This window comes from Alcaligenes sp. AB3 (genome assembly GCF_031844565.1).
GTDB lineage: Bacteria > Pseudomonadota > Gammaproteobacteria > Burkholderiales > Burkholderiaceae_B > Alcaligenes > Alcaligenes faecalis.
In genome coordinates, this window is sequence record NZ_JAUZVM010000001.1 from 493569 (window position 1) to 509413 (window position 15845).

General features: G+C 56.2%; 18 protein-coding genes. 13 read left to right on the forward strand and 5 right to left on the reverse strand.

Going from position 1 to position 15845, the window contains the following annotated elements; translation table 11 throughout:
- Position 1 precedes the first annotated feature (1 nt).
- Positions 2–907, forward strand: coding sequence for a cysteine synthase CysM (gene cysM / locus Q9R35_RS02320; RefSeq protein ID WP_311219293.1), 906 nt, complete (start codon positions 2–4; stop codon positions 905–907).
- On the opposite strand, the gene mltB is transcribed toward cysM, so the two are convergent.
- Positions 904–2097, reverse strand: coding sequence for a lytic murein transglycosylase B (mltB, locus tag Q9R35_RS02325; RefSeq protein WP_311219294.1), 1194 nt, complete (start codon positions 2095–2097; stop codon positions 904–906). The genes cysM and mltB overlap by 4 nt on opposite strands.
- A gap of 11 nt (positions 2098–2108) precedes the next feature.
- On the opposite strand from mltB, the gene Q9R35_RS02330 reads away from it, so the two are divergent.
- The 6 genes from Q9R35_RS02330 (at position 2109) to Q9R35_RS02355 (ending at position 8055) form a co-directional block, all read left to right on the forward strand.
- On the forward strand, positions 2109–3032 hold the full coding sequence (locus tag Q9R35_RS02330) for a histone deacetylase family protein (RefSeq protein ID WP_063690697.1): 924 nt from the start codon (positions 2109–2111) through the stop codon (positions 3030–3032).
- An 85-nt stretch (positions 3033–3117) separates the two neighbouring features.
- Positions 3118–3867, forward strand: coding sequence for an electron transfer flavoprotein subunit beta/FixA family protein (locus Q9R35_RS02335; RefSeq protein ID WP_009456000.1), 750 nt, complete (start codon positions 3118–3120; stop codon positions 3865–3867).
- Complete coding sequence (locus tag Q9R35_RS02340) at positions 3868–4797, forward strand: electron transfer flavoprotein subunit alpha/FixB family protein (protein ID WP_045930125.1); 930 nt, start codon at positions 3868–3870, stop codon at positions 4795–4797. It abuts the gene before it with no gap.
- Between the two features lie 108 nt (positions 4798–4905).
- Positions 4906–6723: an acyl-CoA dehydrogenase gene (locus Q9R35_RS02345; protein ID WP_042481691.1), complete on the forward strand. Its 1818-nt coding sequence runs from the start codon at positions 4906–4908 to the stop codon at positions 6721–6723.
- A gap of 187 nt (positions 6724–6910) precedes the next feature.
- On the forward strand, positions 6911–7552 hold the full coding sequence (locus Q9R35_RS02350; protein WP_009455994.1) for a peroxiredoxin: 642 nt from the start codon (positions 6911–6913) through the stop codon (positions 7550–7552).
- A gap of 308 nt (positions 7553–7860) precedes the next feature.
- On the forward strand, positions 7861–8055 hold the full coding sequence (locus tag Q9R35_RS02355; protein ID WP_042481688.1) for a hypothetical protein: 195 nt from the start codon (positions 7861–7863) through the stop codon (positions 8053–8055).
- A gap of 31 nt (positions 8056–8086) precedes the next feature.
- On the opposite strand, the gene Q9R35_RS02360 is transcribed toward Q9R35_RS02355, so the two are convergent.
- Both Q9R35_RS02360 and Q9R35_RS02365 read right to left on the reverse strand, forming a co-directional pair.
- On the reverse strand, positions 8087–8857 hold the full coding sequence (locus Q9R35_RS02360) for a biotin/lipoate A/B protein ligase family protein (RefSeq protein ID WP_404977934.1): 771 nt from the start codon (positions 8855–8857) through the stop codon (positions 8087–8089).
- Positions 8854–9129 (reverse strand): lipoate protein ligase C-terminal domain-containing protein, encoded by a 276-nt coding sequence (locus Q9R35_RS02365; protein ID WP_035272700.1) that lies wholly within the window; start codon positions 9127–9129, stop codon positions 8854–8856. The genes Q9R35_RS02360 and Q9R35_RS02365 overlap by 4 nt, the downstream gene beginning before the upstream one ends.
- A 272-nt stretch (positions 9130–9401) precedes the next feature.
- Between Q9R35_RS02365 and rplS the strand changes: the two genes are divergently transcribed.
- Both rplS and Q9R35_RS02375 read left to right on the forward strand, forming a co-directional pair.
- Positions 9402–9776 carry a 50S ribosomal protein L19 gene (gene rplS / locus Q9R35_RS02370; RefSeq protein WP_003799181.1) on the forward strand — a complete coding sequence of 125 codons (375 nt, stop codon included), beginning with the start codon at positions 9402–9404 and terminating at the stop codon, positions 9774–9776.
- Between the two features lie 153 nt (positions 9777–9929).
- Positions 9930–10601: a CoA pyrophosphatase gene (locus Q9R35_RS02375; protein WP_052362902.1), complete on the forward strand. Its 672-nt coding sequence runs from the start codon at positions 9930–9932 to the stop codon at positions 10599–10601.
- Positions 10602–10678: 77 nt separating this feature from the next.
- On the opposite strand, the gene rsgA is transcribed toward Q9R35_RS02375, so the two are convergent.
- Positions 10679–11578 carry a ribosome small subunit-dependent GTPase A gene (gene rsgA / locus Q9R35_RS02380; protein ID WP_042481677.1) on the reverse strand — a complete coding sequence of 300 codons (900 nt, stop codon included), beginning with the start codon at positions 11576–11578 and terminating at the stop codon, positions 10679–10681.
- Positions 11575–12822 (reverse strand): M48 family metallopeptidase, encoded by a 1248-nt coding sequence (locus Q9R35_RS02385; protein WP_042481676.1) that lies wholly within the window; start codon positions 12820–12822, stop codon positions 11575–11577. The genes rsgA and Q9R35_RS02385 overlap by 4 nt, the downstream gene beginning before the upstream one ends.
- 43 nt (positions 12823–12865) lie before the next feature.
- Between Q9R35_RS02385 and orn the strand changes: the two genes are divergently transcribed.
- The 4 genes from orn to paaC all read left to right on the forward strand — a co-directional run bounded on the left by orn (position 12866) and on the right by paaC (position 15844).
- On the forward strand, positions 12866–13411 hold the full coding sequence (orn, locus tag Q9R35_RS02390; RefSeq protein ID WP_009455985.1) for an oligoribonuclease: 546 nt from the start codon (positions 12866–12868) through the stop codon (positions 13409–13411).
- A 288-nt stretch (positions 13412–13699) separates the two neighbouring features.
- The gene (gene paaA, locus Q9R35_RS02395) at positions 13700–14692 is read left to right on the forward strand and encodes a 1,2-phenylacetyl-CoA epoxidase subunit PaaA (protein ID WP_009455984.1); all 993 of its coding nucleotides are present in this window, start codon (positions 13700–13702) and stop codon (positions 14690–14692) included.
- Between the two features lie 94 nt (positions 14693–14786).
- Positions 14787–15071, forward strand: a complete 285-nt coding sequence (paaB, locus tag Q9R35_RS02400; protein WP_003799192.1) for a 1,2-phenylacetyl-CoA epoxidase subunit PaaB — start codon at positions 14787–14789, stop codon at positions 15069–15071.
- An 8-nt stretch (positions 15072–15079) separates the two neighbouring features.
- On the forward strand, positions 15080–15844 hold the full coding sequence (paaC, locus tag Q9R35_RS02405; RefSeq protein ID WP_035272706.1) for a 1,2-phenylacetyl-CoA epoxidase subunit PaaC: 765 nt from the start codon (positions 15080–15082) through the stop codon (positions 15842–15844).
- Position 15845: the final 1 nt, after the last annotated feature.

The window sequence follows — 15845 nt, forward strand, 5'->3', positions numbered from 1 at the left end:
GATGAAAAACTATCCCACCATTGAAGATACCGTTGGCCAAACCCCCTTGGTGCGCTTGCAGCGTATTCCAGGCGAGTTTGGGCAGGCGCGCGGTAATGTCCTGTTGGCCAAGCTGGAAGGCAATAACCCCGCCGGTTCGGTGAAAGACCGTGCTGCCAGTTCCATGATTCAAGAGGCCGAGCGCCGCGGTGATATCAAGCCGGGAGAAACCTTGATCGAGGCCACCAGCGGCAATACCGGTATTGCGCTGGCCATGATTGCGGCCGTGCGTGGCTACAAAATGATTTTGATCATGCCCGACAATCTGTCGCTGGAACGCCGTGCGTCCATGACAGCGTATGGTGCGAAGTTGATTCTGACACCTGCAGATCAAGGCGGTATGGAATACGCCCGTGATCTGGCGCTGAAGATGCAGGCCGAAGGGCAGGGCAAGGTGCTGGACCAGTTTGCCAACAAGGACAACCCAGCGGCTCACGTGCACAGCACTGGCCCGGAAATCTGGCAGCAAACCGATGGCCAGGTGACTCACTTTGTCAGCGCCATGGGGACGACCGGCACCATCATGGGTGTGGGTAATTACTTGCGCAGCCAAAACAGCGGCGTTGTGGTGGTGGGTGCTCAGCCTGCACCAGGGGCACAAATTGCCGGTATTCGTAAATGGCCAGAAGAGTATCTGCCCAAGATTTACGATCCATCCAAAGTGGATATGTTCGAGGAAATTGGCCAGCAAGAGGCCGAGATAATGACGCGGCGTATGGCCGCTGAAGAAGGGATCTGTGCCGGTATTTCCTCTGGCGGTGCCTTGGTGGCTGCCATGCGCGTTGCTCAGCGCGTAGAAAACGCCACGATCGTTTTTATTGTGTGCGACCGTGGCGACCGTTATCTGTCTACCGGCATCTTTAATTAATTAGGGTTGCCGTAACCCATTTTTTTAGCCAGTTCGGACGCCAGGTCGGCGACCGAACTGGCATAAAAATAACTGCGGTTGTAATGGGTGATAGCAAAGAAGTTGGGCGTGCCCAGGCGATACTCGGTGGTATTGCGTGGCTCGTCCACCAGGTTCACCACCCCTAATTGAGCCTGCTGCCAAGGGCCTGCATTTTGGCTTTGGCCTTTCACTGTGGCACCGGCATTGTTCAATTGCGCCCACCTCAGCTTGGGGTAAATGCCGCCATCTACCATGCCTTTATTCGCGTTGCTTAGCTCGACCGGGGCAAAAACCGGCAAGCCGGGTTCCCAGCCATGCGCGCGCAGGAAGTTGGCAATCGAGGCCATGGCATCGGCGGGATTGTTGCGCAGGTCAATGCGACCATCTCCATCGCCATCCACGGCATAGCGTATCAGGCTGCCCGGCATGAATTGGGACATGCCCATGGCACCCGCAAACGAACCCTGCACAATACGTGCGTCCAGCTCGCCTTGATAATGCAGCTCGATCAGGTCTGCCAATTGATCGCGGAATAGCTGACCGCGCTCGGGGCGGCTGTCGTCCGGATAGGCAAAGCCCAGCGTGAACAGGGCATCGAGCACCTTGAAGTCGCCCATGATTTTGCCGTACACGGTTTCCACACCCAGAATGGACACAATAATCGAGGGTGGCACGCCGTAGTCTTTGGATATCTGGTCCAGCGCCAGACGGTGTTTTTGCCAGAACTGGACGCCGCCTTGAATGCGCGCCGGGTCTACATTGCGCTTTTTGTACGTTACCCAGCTGCGCTTGATACGTCCTTTGGTGGGGCGCATTAACTTGGCGGCGGTCTCGTTATATTGAGCTTGCTGCAAAATATCGGTGACCACATCCAGGGGGATTTTGCGCACCGTCGCCACTTCCTGGGCGTAGCTCGCAATGTCATCGTTTAATTCACCGTTTAATTTAAAAAATTGTGTCCGACCAGAGCGGGATTCACCGGCCTGAATGGACGCCGGTTCGGCCAAAGCCTTGATTGTGATGGCTCCGGTTTTTTTGGATGAAGCCTGGAAACCCGCGCCAGTGCTGGGTTTGGTGTCCGAAGAAGGGGCCTGGGAAGTGGTTGTTGCGCAGCCGGCAGTGCTCAGCGCGATCAGTACTGCTTGCAAAATTCGAGTGGGTCTGAACATAATCCATCCTCATGGAGACACTATATTTTATCCATCCATCGTGCCATTTGCATGAGATGGGCCGGTGGCATCCGGAAAGTCCGCAGCGACTGGATGCCATAAACGATCAACTGCTATCGAGCGGTCTTGCATCTTATCTGGCCCAGCGACAAGCCAGGCTGGCGACGGATGAAGATATCTTGCGGGTACACGATGCCGCTTACGTGCAAAAGCTCAAGGAGCAGTTGCCGCAGCAGGGGTATTTCAATATCGATCCGGATACGCTGATGAACCCGCACACCCTGGAAGCCGCCTATGCCGCCGCCGGAGCCGGTCTGGATGCCGTCGATGGTGTCATGAATGAAGGGGCGACGGGTGCATTTTGCGCAGTACGCCCTCCCGGACATCATGCCGAGCGTGCGCGGGCGATGGGGTTTTGTTTTTTCAACAATATCGCCGTGGCCGTGGCCTATGCATTGGAAAAATATGATCTCAAGCGGGTGCTGATCGTGGATTTCGATGTGCACCATGGCAATGGAACCGAGCAGATTTTTGCCGGCGACGAGCGGGTTCTGATGTGCAGTTTCTTTCAGTCCCCGTTTTTTCCTGATTCCTTTCAGGACCCGGCGGCGCAAAACATGGTAAATATACCGGTTGAGGCCTACACCAAGTCTGCTCAGATTATCGATCTGTTCAAACAGGTTTGTTTGCCCCGCATAGAGGCGTTTGCCCCTGAAATGGTCTTTTTCTCGGCAGGTTTTGATGCCCACCGTGAAGACGAGATGGGGCAGCTAAGTCTGGTTGAAGCCGATTATGCGGAATTGACCGCCATGGTGGTCCAAGCCTGTGCGCCCAGTGCCGGACAACGTCTGGTCAGTATGCTGGAAGGGGGGTACGATCCCTCGTCCCTGGGACGCAGCGTGGTGGCCCACATCAAGGCCTTCGCCGGGCTTTAGGCGATTGGCTCCGGGCTTTGGAATTCTTCCAAGGCCTTATTTCAACAGAACAATTTTTATTTAAGACTGCACTGGAGAACATTACATGAAGGTGTTAGTACCCGTGAAACGCGTAGTTGACTATAACGTCAAGGTGCGCGTGAAATCTGACCAAACCGGGGTGGACATTGCCAATGTGAAAATGTCCATGAACCCTTTTGACGAAATCGCTGTCGAAGAGGCCACTCGCCTCAAAGAAAGCGGTGCAGCCACAGAAGTTATCGCACTGTCTTGCGGTGTTGCACAAAGCCAGGAAACCCTGCGTACGGCCTTGGCCATTGGTGCCGATCGTGCCACCTTGGTGCAAACCGATGCCGAATTGCAGCCTTTGGCCGTTGCCAAGCTGATCAAGGCCGTGGTGGACAAAGAGCAGCCTCAGCTTGTGATCCTGGGCAAACAGGCGATCGACGATGACGCCAACCAAACCGGCCAGATGCTGGCTGCCTTGCTGGATTGGCCACAAGCCACCTTTGCCAGCAAAGTGGAAGTTTCGGGCGATAGCGTATCGGTCACTCGTGAAGTGGACGGCGGTCTGGAAACACTGAAACTGAGCCTGCCTGCTGTGATCACTACCGACCTGCGCTTGAACGAGCCTCGTTACGTGACACTGCCCAACATCATGAAGGCCAAGAAAAAGCCTTTGGAAACCCTGACTCCTGAAGAGCTGGGCATTGATGTGGCTCCTCGTATCAAAACTCTGAAAGTGACTGAGCCTCCAGCTCGTGCTGCCGGCATCATGGTGCCCGATGTTGCCACACTGGTCGAGAAACTGAAGAACGAAGCGAAGGTGATTTAAATGGCTATCCTTGTTATTGCCGAGCACGACAATCAGCAGCTGAAGGCTGCAACACTCAACGCTCTGGCTGCCGCTCAGAAGATCGGCGGTGATGTGCATGTTCTGGTCGCTGGTAACCAGGCCGCTGGCGTTGCCCAAGCGGCTGCCAAAGCCCAGGGTGTCAGCAAAGTGCTGTTGGCCGACGGCCCTGCATTGGCTGAAGGTCTGGCCGAGAACGTGGCGGCTCAAGTGCTGGGCATTGCCTCCAATTACAGCCACATCCTGTTCCCCGCCACCGCTTCGGGCAAGAATATTGCCCCCCGCGTGGCCGCCAAGCTGGATGTCGCTCAATTGTCGGACATCTTGTCCGTCGAGTCGGCAGACACCTTTACCCGTCCTATTTATGCCGGTAACGCTGTGGCCACCGTTCAGTCCAGCGATGCCGTCAAAGTCATCACCGTGCGTACCACGGCGTTTGACGCGGTGGCCGCTGAAGGTGGTAGCGCCGCAGTTGAAGAGCTGAGCGCCGTTGCTGATTCGGGTCGTTCGACTTTCGTCAGTCGTGAAGTGGCCAAGAGCGATCGTCCTGAACTGGCGGGTGCCGGTGTGGTCGTGTCCGGTGGCCGCGGTATGGGCAGCGCCGAAAACTTCAAATTGCTGGACGGTCTGGCTGACAAGCTGGGTGCTGCACTGGGTGCTTCGCGCGCCGCTGTGGACGCCGGCTATGCACCGAACGACTGGCAAGTGGGGCAGACAGGCAAGATCGTCGCTCCTCAGTTGTACGTGGCCGTGGGTATTTCCGGTGCCATCCAGCATTTGGCCGGCATGAAAGACTCCAAGGTCATTGTTGCCATCAATAAAGATCCCGAAGCGCCTATTTTTGGCGTGGCCGACTACGGTTTGGTCGCGGACCTGTTTGAGGCTGTGCCTGAGTTAGAAAAAGCGCTCTAAGCGCCAATCGGCCTGCTGGATACTTCTCCAGCAGGCTTTTTTTCAGTGCGTATACCCCAGGGGCCTGGTTGTGGCTTCGGTCCTTTTTGTTTCTGTGTAGGAGTGTTCATGACGTATCGTGTACCCACCCAAGACATCCGCTTTGCACTTACAGAGCTGGCTGATCTGCCTGGTGTGCTGGAATTGCCTGGCTTTGAGGATTTCTCGGCCGAGTTGATCGATGCCATTATTGATGAGAACGCCCGTTTCGTTGAGCAGGAAGTAGCACCTTTGAACCGCGCCGGTGATCAGAATGGCGCCAAGTGGAATGACGGTGTGGTCACCACCACACCTGGCTTTAAAAAAGCCTTTGAAGAATTTGCCAAAGCCGGCTGGCAGGGTTTGCAGCACGAAGCCGAACTGGGTGGCCAGGGCCTGCCCAAGCTGATCGGTGCCGTGGCTTGTGAAAACATCAATGCCGCCAACCTGGCTTTTTCCCTGTGTCCTTTGCTGACGGACGGCGTGATCGAAGCCGTATCCATGGTCGGCTCGGACGAGCAGAAAGAACGTTTCCTGCCTCCGTTGCTGGAAGGCCGCTGGACCGGCACCATGAACTTGACCGAGCCTCAGGCCGGTTCGGATCTGGCCCAGGTTGCCAGCCGCGCTGTTCCTCAGGATGACGGCAGCTACCGCATCAGCGGTCAAAAGATTTTCATCACCTACGGTGAGCACGATATGGCCGAGAACATCGTCCATCTGGTGCTGGCCCGTACGCCGGATGCGCCAGCCGGTGTGAAAGGGATTTCGCTGTTCATCGTACCCAAGTTCATGGTGAACGATGATGGTTCCCTGGGCGCCCGTAACGACGTCTGGTGTGCTTCGCTGGAGCACAAGCTGGGCATCCATGGCAGCCCAACCGCTGTGCTGCTGTACGGCTCTGGCAAGGGTGATGTGGGCGAGGGCGCTGTCGGTTATCTGGTCGGCAAGGAAAACGAAGGCCTGAAGTACATGTTCATCATGATGAACGCGGCCCGTTACGCAGTGGGTGTGCAAGGTATTGCCGTGGCTGAACGTGCGTTCCAGCAGGCTCTTGAATACGCCAACGAGCGTGTACAGGGTGCGCCTCTGACTGGCGGCAAGGCCGTGTCGATTGCCCATCACCCCGACGTGCAGCGCATGCTGGTGCAAATGCGTGCCCTGACAGAAGGCTCCCGTGCGCTGGCTTACTTTGCCGCTGGTGTGAACGACAAGGCGCGTCACAGTGCAGATGAAAATGCCCGCAAGCGTTATCAGGCTCTTTACGAGTTTCTGGTGCCTGTGGTCAAGGGCTTCAGCACTGAAATGTCCCTGGAAGTCACTTCCCTGGGCGTGCAGGTGCATGGCGGCATGGGCTTTATCGAAGAAACCGGTGCAGCCCAGCACTACCGCGACTCGCGCATTTTGCCTATCTACGAAGGGACCACCGCCATTCAGGCCAACGACTTCATCGGTCGCAAGGTTCTGCGTGACGCCGGTGCTGTGATCCAGGGCCTGGCTCCCGAGCTGGGCGCGACCGTTGCCAAGCTGCGTGAACGTGCGGCTCAAGGCGGTGATCACAAAGCAGCCTTGACCCTGATTGCCGATCGTCTGGAAGCCGGTGTGAAGAGCGTGGAACGGGCTGCCATGTTCACCTTGATGAATGCTCAGAAAGACCTGCCGGCCGTGTTCCTGGGTAGCGTGCCATTCCTGATGCTGTCCGGCTATGTGCTGACCGGCTGGCAGATGGCTCGTGCTGCTTTGGCTGCAGAAAAAGCATTGAGCGAAGGCAGTCAGGATCCATTCCTGCGCCGCAAACTGTCTACCAGCGTGTTCTTTGCCAGCCACTTGCTGCCACGGGCTACCGCCTTGGCTCAGTCTGTGGCTGACGGCGTGGAGCTGACACCTTACTTGTCGACCGAACTGTTGTAAGTCGACCAGACCCAAGGCATAAAGGCCCGTGCAGCTTTTTTTGGCTGCCGGGCCTTTTTTCGGTATATTGATATAGCTTTTAATTATTTGAAACGCACTCTTTATGCTGACAAAATCATCTGACTAGTCCTGATTATTTAAGCCGGTGATTACCTGATCGCGGCTGCATTTCGAAAAGAGGAACGTAATGGCTACACTTCGTCTGGGTGACCTGGCCCCTGATTTTGAACAAAAATCCTCCGCTGGCACCATCAAGTTTCACGAGTTCTTGGGTAATAGCTGGGGCGTCTTGTTCTCCCACCCAGCCGACTTTACGCCTGTGTGCACCACCGAACTGGGTTACACCGCCAAGCTGGCGGACGAGTTCGCCAAGCGCGGCGTGAAAGTGATTGCCGTTTCGGTTGACGATGTTGATTCCCACGGCAAGTGGATTGATGACATCAACGAAACTCAAAAAACCACCGTTAACTTCCCCATCCTGGCTGATGCGGACCGCAAGGTGTCGGATCTGTACGATATGATCCACCCCAACGCCAGCACCACCGTGACTGTGCGCTCGGTGTTCATCATCGACCCGGCCAAGAAAGTGCGTCTGATCATCACCTACCCAGCCAGCACGGGCCGCAACTTCAACGAAATCCTGCGCGTGATCGATTCCCTGCAACTGACCGACAGCCACAGCGTGGCCACGCCAGTGAATTGGGAAGACGGTGATGACGTGATCATTGTTCCTAGCCTGAAAGATCCTGAAGTTCTGAAGCAGAAATTCCCCAAAGGCTACACCGAGATCCGTCCTTACCTGCGTGTGACGCCTCAGCCTAACAAGTAATCGCTACTTGGCCTTCAGGCTCAGGCAGAAAGCCCTCCTGCAAATAGCATGAGGGCTTTTTTGTGGGTGTGACAGGAGGAGTTGCTGTGCAGAACTGCTGTGTAAAGTACTGTATGGAAGTGCCTTGCCAGTACCGAAAACGCATGGGAGGGTTAGGGCCGGCCTGGTAGTGAATTGGCTGTGACTGGCTCCGGGACTGGGTTTCAGCTTGTCAGTGGGGCAGGCGCAACATCATGGCAGGTACTGATTGCACTGGATGCTGGTTTTAAGTACAGTACTGTATAAGAAAACAGTAAACGGAGTTAGCCATGTCCAGTCCAAGCCGTCATTACCGTCCTCAAGCCACTCCCCGTTTCCGTGGTCCGGTCCGTTCCGCGGCCTCGTCCAGCCCGTTCTCCAAGCCGCTGTCCTTCAAGGCCAAGGTCATGGATGTGTGTTTGGTTGCTGTGTGGGGTGCCAGTATTCCTGGCTTGCTGTGGTTGGGTAGCATGGGCGGGTTTTAAGGCCACGCCCTTGTGCTGCTCCAGGAGGCGATCAGGGCACCAGTTGTGTCCAGTCGTTTGACAGGAAGCGGTCGCGTGCCAGCTTTTCGGCCTGTTCCAGTGTTGATGTATCCAGTGTGCTGGGTTTCAGTGCCGTCTTTTTGCGGAACACGTCCAGCATGGCTTCAATAACCGCTTCGCGGCTCATGCCGGTTTGGCTGCGGATAGGGTCCACTCGTTTCTTGGCGCTGGTGGTGCCTTTGTCCGAGAGCTTTTCCTTGCCGATGCGCAGGACTTCCAGCATCTTGTCGGCATCAATGTCGTAGGCCATGGTGACATGGTGTAGAACAGCATTGCCACGGCGCGCTTGTGCGGCACCGCCAATTTTTCCACCAGCGCTGGTAATGTCATTCAAGGGCTGATACCAGGCATCAATACCAATTTCGCGCAGGGCTTCAATGACCCAGGAATCCAGAAACTCGTAGGACTCCTGAAACGTCATGCCGGCTACAAACTGTTTGGGCACGCTAAGCGAATACGTAATGGTATTGCCGGGTTCAATGAACATGGCGCCGCCGCCACTGATACGACGCACCACACGAATACCATGACGGGTTGCGGCCTCGGCTTCAATTTCATTGCGCAGGGACTGGAAACGTCCAATCACTACAGCCGCCTCTTGCCATTCCCAGATACGCAGGGTGGGGGCGCGGGTGCCTTCACTGACTTGCTGGGTAATGATTTCGTCCAGTGCCATATGCAGGGCAGCGGGCTGCGGCTCCATATGGACCAGCTCCCAGTGCAACTCGTTCCAGCTCATCATGCCAGGGCCCTCCGCACGACCACGCCAATCGCTTGCGGGTCCAGACCGAACATTTCAATGTCTTTGGGCAGGGCGCGGCTAACGTGAGCCGCAATTTCTTCGGCACTGCTGTTGACGGACAGGCCCTGCAGGGCCTGGTTGATCAGGCTCAGTGCTTCGGGGGGTTCCAGAAAAAAGTCGCCGCTCAATCGTGCTTGTTCGATCATATGGTCTTTGACATCCAGATCGATCACGACCAGCTTGCCGCCAGGAACTTTGTATTCAGCATGCATAGACTGTGTCCTTTGATAAGGTCGGCCCCTTTTTGCCAAGGGGAGGGCGAAGCGAGTAAAATCCCGCTTTTGCTGCGTTTAATACAAGGGCATCATGCCCAAAGTGTCGTATTTTAGCGTAGTTAAACGTCCGGAAACGAAGCCGTCATCCGTCAAAAAGCTTGGTAATTCAGGCTTTTTGCTGATAGAATCATGGGCTAATCATTTTTTCATCCTCTGTCAGCGCGATTTTTATAATGTGTGCGGCTGATACGATGGTTTTGGAGTTAATCGTGGATTTGATCGCTATTCTTGAGCAAGAAGAAATCCAGCGCCTGACCGGTGGCAAGCTGCCTCCCGAGTTCGGTCCTGGTGACACTGTTGTTGTGAACGTAAACGTGGTTGAAGGTACACGCAAACGTGTCCAGGCTTACGAAGGCGTGGTTATCGGCCGTCGCAATCGTGGTTTGAACTCTTCTTTCATCGTTCGCAAGATTTCTTCCGGCGAAGCCGTTGAGCGTACATTCCAGCTGTATTCCCCTCAGATCGCCAGCATCGAAGTCAAGCGTCGTGGCGCTGTGCGTCGTGCTAAACTGTACTATCTGCGCGATCGCTCGGGTAAAGCCGCTCGCATCAAAGAAAAACTCGTTCGTCGTTCGGGCAACTAATTCCCAAGCGAACAGCGATGCAAAGGCACCCAGGCGGGTGCCTTTGTTTTTATGTGGGATCACATACCAGTTCTTATGGATAAGCCTCGTATCAGGCCCGTTATCGTTCCTGGATTCGACCCTCGCAGCCAGCCGCTGGTTGCATTAGACCCTTTGCCTGAATTGCCTGCCCAGGCCCAGCAACTGGATTTTCTGCGTAGTGCTTTCGCCCAGCCCATACAGTGGCAGGTCGAGCCTTTGTTTCGTGGTTCCTTTTATCCAGAGTTTTTGCCCGGTTCCATGAATGTGCGCTCCGCCGTCTGTATTGGCGTGATGCAGCGCCCTGAAGGGCCTGCCGTTATTTTTACGCGTCGGGCCATGCACCTGCACAATCATGCGGGGCAGATCAGTTTTCCGGGTGGACGTATTGAAGCCTCGGATCTGGGGCCGGTAGAAGCCGCCTTGCGTGAAACCCAGGAAGAGATTGGCATCGAGCCGCGCTTTGTGCGCTATCTGGGCCAGCATCCGATTTTTGTCACCAGCACCCAGTTTGCGATGCGCCCCATTATTGGCGAGCTGCAGGAGGGTTTTCAGGTGCTGCCCGATAGCTCAGAAGTGGCCGAGGTCTTTGAAGTGCCCTTGTCAGTCCTGCTGGACCCGCAGCGCCATCAGTTGCACCACGCCGATTTGCCGGACGGGGCAGGGCGTTACTACTTTTCTATCCCTTGGGGCCCGTACTTTATCTGGGGTGCCACGGCGGTCTTGATCCGTAATCTTTACCACCACTTGTCGGCTGCCTGGGTGCAGTTGTCTGCTGGTGGGGATGCGCGCGCCAAAGGCCTGTAATTCGGCCTGACAGACGGGCGCTTTGCAGCGTATCCCGCCCTCACAAAAAAGGGCGTTTTGCTTCGCCCCTGGTTCCCTTAATAACGTGGTTTGTTTTCGTGCTCGGCCAGCAAGCGCTGGTACAGCGCGTGACGCTCGGGGTGAATGCTGCCTGCTTCGATGGCCGCCAGCACTCCACAGCCGGGTTCATGCCGGTGGGTGCAGTTATAAAAGCGACAGGACTCCACGGCTTTCCGGAAATCGGGAAAGCCATGCGCAATATCTTCCTGTGTCATATGCGACAGACCAAAGGCCTGGAAACCGGGGCTGTCGATCAGGTCGCCACTATTGGGCAGGTGATACAGGCGGGTGCTGGTGGTCGTGTGTCGGCCCGCGCCCAAGGCTTGCGAATATTCCTGGGTCAGTGCGCCTGCATCCGGGACCAGGGCATTGAGCAGGGTGGATTTACCCATGCCGCTTTGCCCCAGCAGTAAAGTGCGTTTGTTCGCCAGCCAGGGAGCCAGGGCTTGCCGTGTTTGTTCTGGCTCCAGTGCCACCATTTCCAGAATAGGCACGCCCAGAGCGGCGATAGGGGCCAGCTTGGCGCGTGCGCGTTCCAGGTGAGTGCCCAGATCAGCCTTGTTCAGAATAATTACCGGCTCAATATCCACACTCCAGGCTGCGACCAGGGCGCGCCCCAGCAAGTCTTCGGAGTAAACGGGTTCCGGTGCCACCACAATCAGAAGCTGATCAATATTGGCGGCAAACTGCTTGGTGCGGAAGTCGTCAGAGCGATACAGCAGATTGCGCCGTTCCTGCACTGCCTCAATAGAGCCTTCTCCTTTGGCCTGCATCAGCACATCGACTTGATCACCAACGGCTATCCCGGCTTTTTTTCCACGTGGAAAGCATTTGATGGTTTCGCCATCCGGCAGCTCGACAAAGTAGTGGCGACCGTGGGCGGCGGTCACCAGACCGCTAATGTATTTAGATGTCATGCCAGGCTTTTCAGGTGTCGAATGCGATCGATCGCGTTGGGGTGGCTATCGTAAAAGGCGGAATGCATAGGGTCGGGCGTCAGGGTTGCGGCATTGTCGTTATAGAGCTTGAGCAAGGCGCTGATCAAGTCCTGGGCCTGACTGTGCTGGGCGGCAAAGCTGTCGGCCTGATATTCGTCCCGGCGCGAGAGCAGGGCGCTCAAGGGGCCCATCCAGAAGGTGAAGGTAGGCACCACCATAAAGAACAGGATCAGGGCCAGGGCGTCGTTAGGGCGACCTAACTGGGGAATCACACCCAGCCCAGTATAAAAGCCCACCTTGCCCCAGGCCCAACCAGCCAGCAGAAAAAAGATCAGGGACGTGACCACGCTGATCAGCAGGCGACGTTGGATATGGCGATGCTTGAAGTGGCCCAGCTCATGCGCCAGCACGGCTTCCACTTCCTCGGGCTGCAGCTTGTTCAGCAAGGTATCAAAAAACACGATGCGCTTTTGGCGACCCAGGCCGGTGAAGTACGCATTGCCATGGGCGGAGCGGCGCGAGCCATCCATCACATACAAGCCATTGGTCTGAAAGCCGCAACGCTGCGCCAGGGCATTGATGCGCTCGCGCAGGCTGGTATCTTCCAGCGGTTTGAAGGTATTGAAAATGGGGGCGATAACGCGCGGGTATAGCCACAGTACCAGCAGATTGAAAACCAGCCACAGACCCCAGCCGTACCAGGGCCAGGAGGGGCCAGCCCAAGCCATCAGGCCGAGCAGGGCGGCGCACAAGGGTGTGCCCAGAATCAGGACGATCACCAGTGTTTTGGCGGTGTCGGCAAAGAACAACGCGGGCTTCATGCGGTTAAAGCCAAAGCGCGCTTCCAGCACAAATTTGCGATACCAGGCAAAAGGCAGGCCCACGACACCCATAATCGCCAGGACTGCGCCAATCAGGGCCAGCTGACGCAGCAGTTCATGGCTGATCCAGTTGCCCAGCGTGACATCCAGCCATTGCAGACCGCCCAGCAGCGTAAAGCCCAGCAGCACCAGGGCTTCGACCAGGCGTTCGCTCAAACCCAGCCGGGTGCGTGCGATGGTGTAACGTGCAGCGCGTTGATGGCTATGCAGACCAATGCGTTCGGAAAATTCGGCAGGCACCTCGTTCTGATGACGATAAACGTGCCGGATCTGCCGCAGGCCTAAATAAAAGCGCAGCAAAACGTCTGCAAGCAGAAAGATAATGAACAACAAAGTCAGCATGTAGGCGGCTATATGTAAAATGGGCGTTTTGAGGAATGATTATATGGCGGTTCATACACAGCGTCTGGTCTGGCTCGATATGGAGATGACAGGACTGGATCCGGACAAAGAGCGCATCATCGAAGTTGCGGTCGTGGTAACAGAAGCAGATTTGACTCTGGTGGCCGAAGGCCCGGTTCTGGTGGTTCATCAAAGCAATGCCTTGCTCGACGGCATGGACGCCTGGAACAAGGGGACGCATGGCCGCAGCGGCCTGATCGACAAGGTCAAAGCTTCCACCCTGACTGAAGCGCAGGCCGAAGATCAGTTGCTGGAGTTCCTGAAAGAGCACGTACCGGCTGGCAAATCGCCTTTGTGCGGCAACACCATCAGCCAGGACCGCCGTTTCATGTACCGCTACATGCCCCGTCTGGAAGCCTTCTTCCATTACCGCAATCTGGATGTCAGCACGCTCAAAGAGCTGGCTTTGCGTTGGAAGCCAGAAGTGGTTAAAAGTTTCGTCAAGCAAAGCCGCCACGAGGCCTTGGCCGATATTTACGAGTCCATTGACGAGCTGAAACACTACCGCGAGCACTTCATCCGTCTGTAAACGGGAAGGGCAGGCCAGGCGGGTGTTACGCTGGCCCCGGCAAGCTCCGTGATCGGGCTGCATGCTTTATGTGGGGGCGCATTGGCAGGATCAAAACCGAGGATAGCGATTTGTCGCTCCTCGGTTTTTTTATGTCTAAGTATTTACCCTTAAAGTATCTGTTCTGGGGCCATATGATACGGATTTGCGATTGACATCACATTTTTCGTATTAAATAATGAAGTGTATATGGTTTGCGTCGAAACAAAATTTGTTTGGGCGCTTTCAGCACTCTTACCGGGGATGGTCATGTATGCACAACTTGTAGAGACAGGCGTCAAGCAGGTCCAGGATATCGAGCAGATGTCCGACGAAGAACGTCGGTTCCAAGAGCGCATCGATGAGGGTGTCCGCATCGAAGCCAGGGACTGGATGCCCGAAGCCTATCGCAAAACCTTGGTGCGCCAGATTTCTCAGCACGCGCACTCCGAGGTTGTCGGGATGCTGCCCGAAGGTAACTGGATTACCCGCGCCCCTTCGCTCAAGCGCAAAGCCATCCTGATGGCCAAGGTGCAGGACGAGGCCGGTCACGGTCTGTACCTGTACAGCGCTGCCGAAACGCTGGGCGTAAGCCGTGACAAGCTGGTCGACGATCTGCTGTCGGGCAAAGCCAAGTACTCCAGTATTTTTAACTACCCAACATTGAACTGGGCTGACATCGGCATGATCGGCTGGCTGGTCGACGGCTCGGCCATCATCAACCAGATTCCGCTGTGCCGCTGCTCCTACGGCCCTTACGCCCGTGCCATGGTGCGCGTGTGTAAAGAAGAGTCCTTCCACCAGCGCCAGGGTTACGACCTGTTGATCCAGATGTGCCTGCACGGTACACCCGAGCAAAAGGCCATGGTTCAGGACTCCATCAACCGTTGGTGGTGGCCTGCCTTGATGATGTTCGGTCCTTCGGATGCGGACTCCACCAACAGCGCCCAGTCCATGCAGTGGAAAATCAAGCTGTTTTCCAACGACGAGCTGCGCCAGAAGATGGTGGACCAGACCGTGCCTCAGGCCGAGTATCTGGGTCTGACCATTCCTGATCCTGATCTGCGCTGGAACGAAGAGCGCGGTCATTACGATTTTGGCGAGATCGACTGGGAAGAATTCTGGGCAGTGATCAAGGGCAATGGTCCCTGTAATCGTGAGCGACTCGAAGCCCGGGTTCAGGCCCACGAGAACGGCGCCTGGTTCCGTGATGCACTGGATGCACATGCCCAAAAGCAGGAAGCCGTCCGCAAGGTGGCTTGATCAAGAAGGCCAGGAAACCGGCACGGTTTCTGATTCGATCCGATTCGCAGCCAGCGCTTGGACAGCGCGGCTGCACAGCAAGGAATTTTCAGTTATGAGCAAGAACGATTGGCCCCTGTGGGAAGTTTTCATTCGCAGCCAGCACGGCTTGGCCCACAAGCACGTAGGCAGCCTGCACGCTCCGGACGCCGAAATGGCCATCAACAATGCCCGTGATGTGTATACCCGCCGTAATGAAGGCGTGAGCATCTGGGTCGTGCGTGCAGCCGATATCGCTGCCTCCAGCCCTGGTGACAAAGGCCCGCTGTTCGAGCCTTCCAATACCAAGGTCTACCGTCACCCTACTTTTTTCCCTATGCCTGACGGCATCAATATGTAGGAACCGGCATGGATAAAGCCCTGTTTTCTTACGCCCTGCGCATGGGCGATTCCACTCTGGTGCTGGCACAGCGTCTGGGTGAGTGGACTGGCCACGGCCCGGCTCTGGAAGAAGAGCTGGCCTGTGCCAACACCGCACTGGACTTGTTGGGTCAGGCTCGCATGTGGCTGACTCTGGCTGGCGAAACTGAAGGCCAGGGCCGTGACGAAGATCGTCTGGCCTATCACCGTGATGTTCACGAGTACACCAACTACTTGTTGGTGGAGCGCGAGAATGGTCACTACGGAGACACGCTGGCACGTCAGTTCCTGTTTGATGCCTGGCATTGCTTCCTGCTGGAGCAGTTGATCGAATCCAGCGATGAGCAGATTCGCGAAATTGCCCAGAAGGCGCATAAGGAAGTGCTGTATCACCTGCGTCGCTCGACCGACTTGATCGTGCGCCTGGGTGACGGTACCCCGGAAAGCCACAAGCGCATGCAAAAAGCGATTGATGATGCCTGGTTCTACCTGGGCGAGCTGTTCCTGGATGACGAAGTCACCGAGGAACTGGCCCAGCGTCAGGCCGTGCCTTTGATGGCCAGCCTGTGGCAGCCTTGCCTGGAATACATCCAGAATGCGCTGGAGCGCGCGACCCTGCGTTGCCCGGCCGAACAGGATGCTCAGCACAAGGCCTACCGTGGTGGCCCGCAAGGCCGTCACACAGAAGCGTTAGGGTTTCTGTTGGCAGAAATGCAGCATCTGCCACGTATGTATCCCGACGCCACTTGGTGAT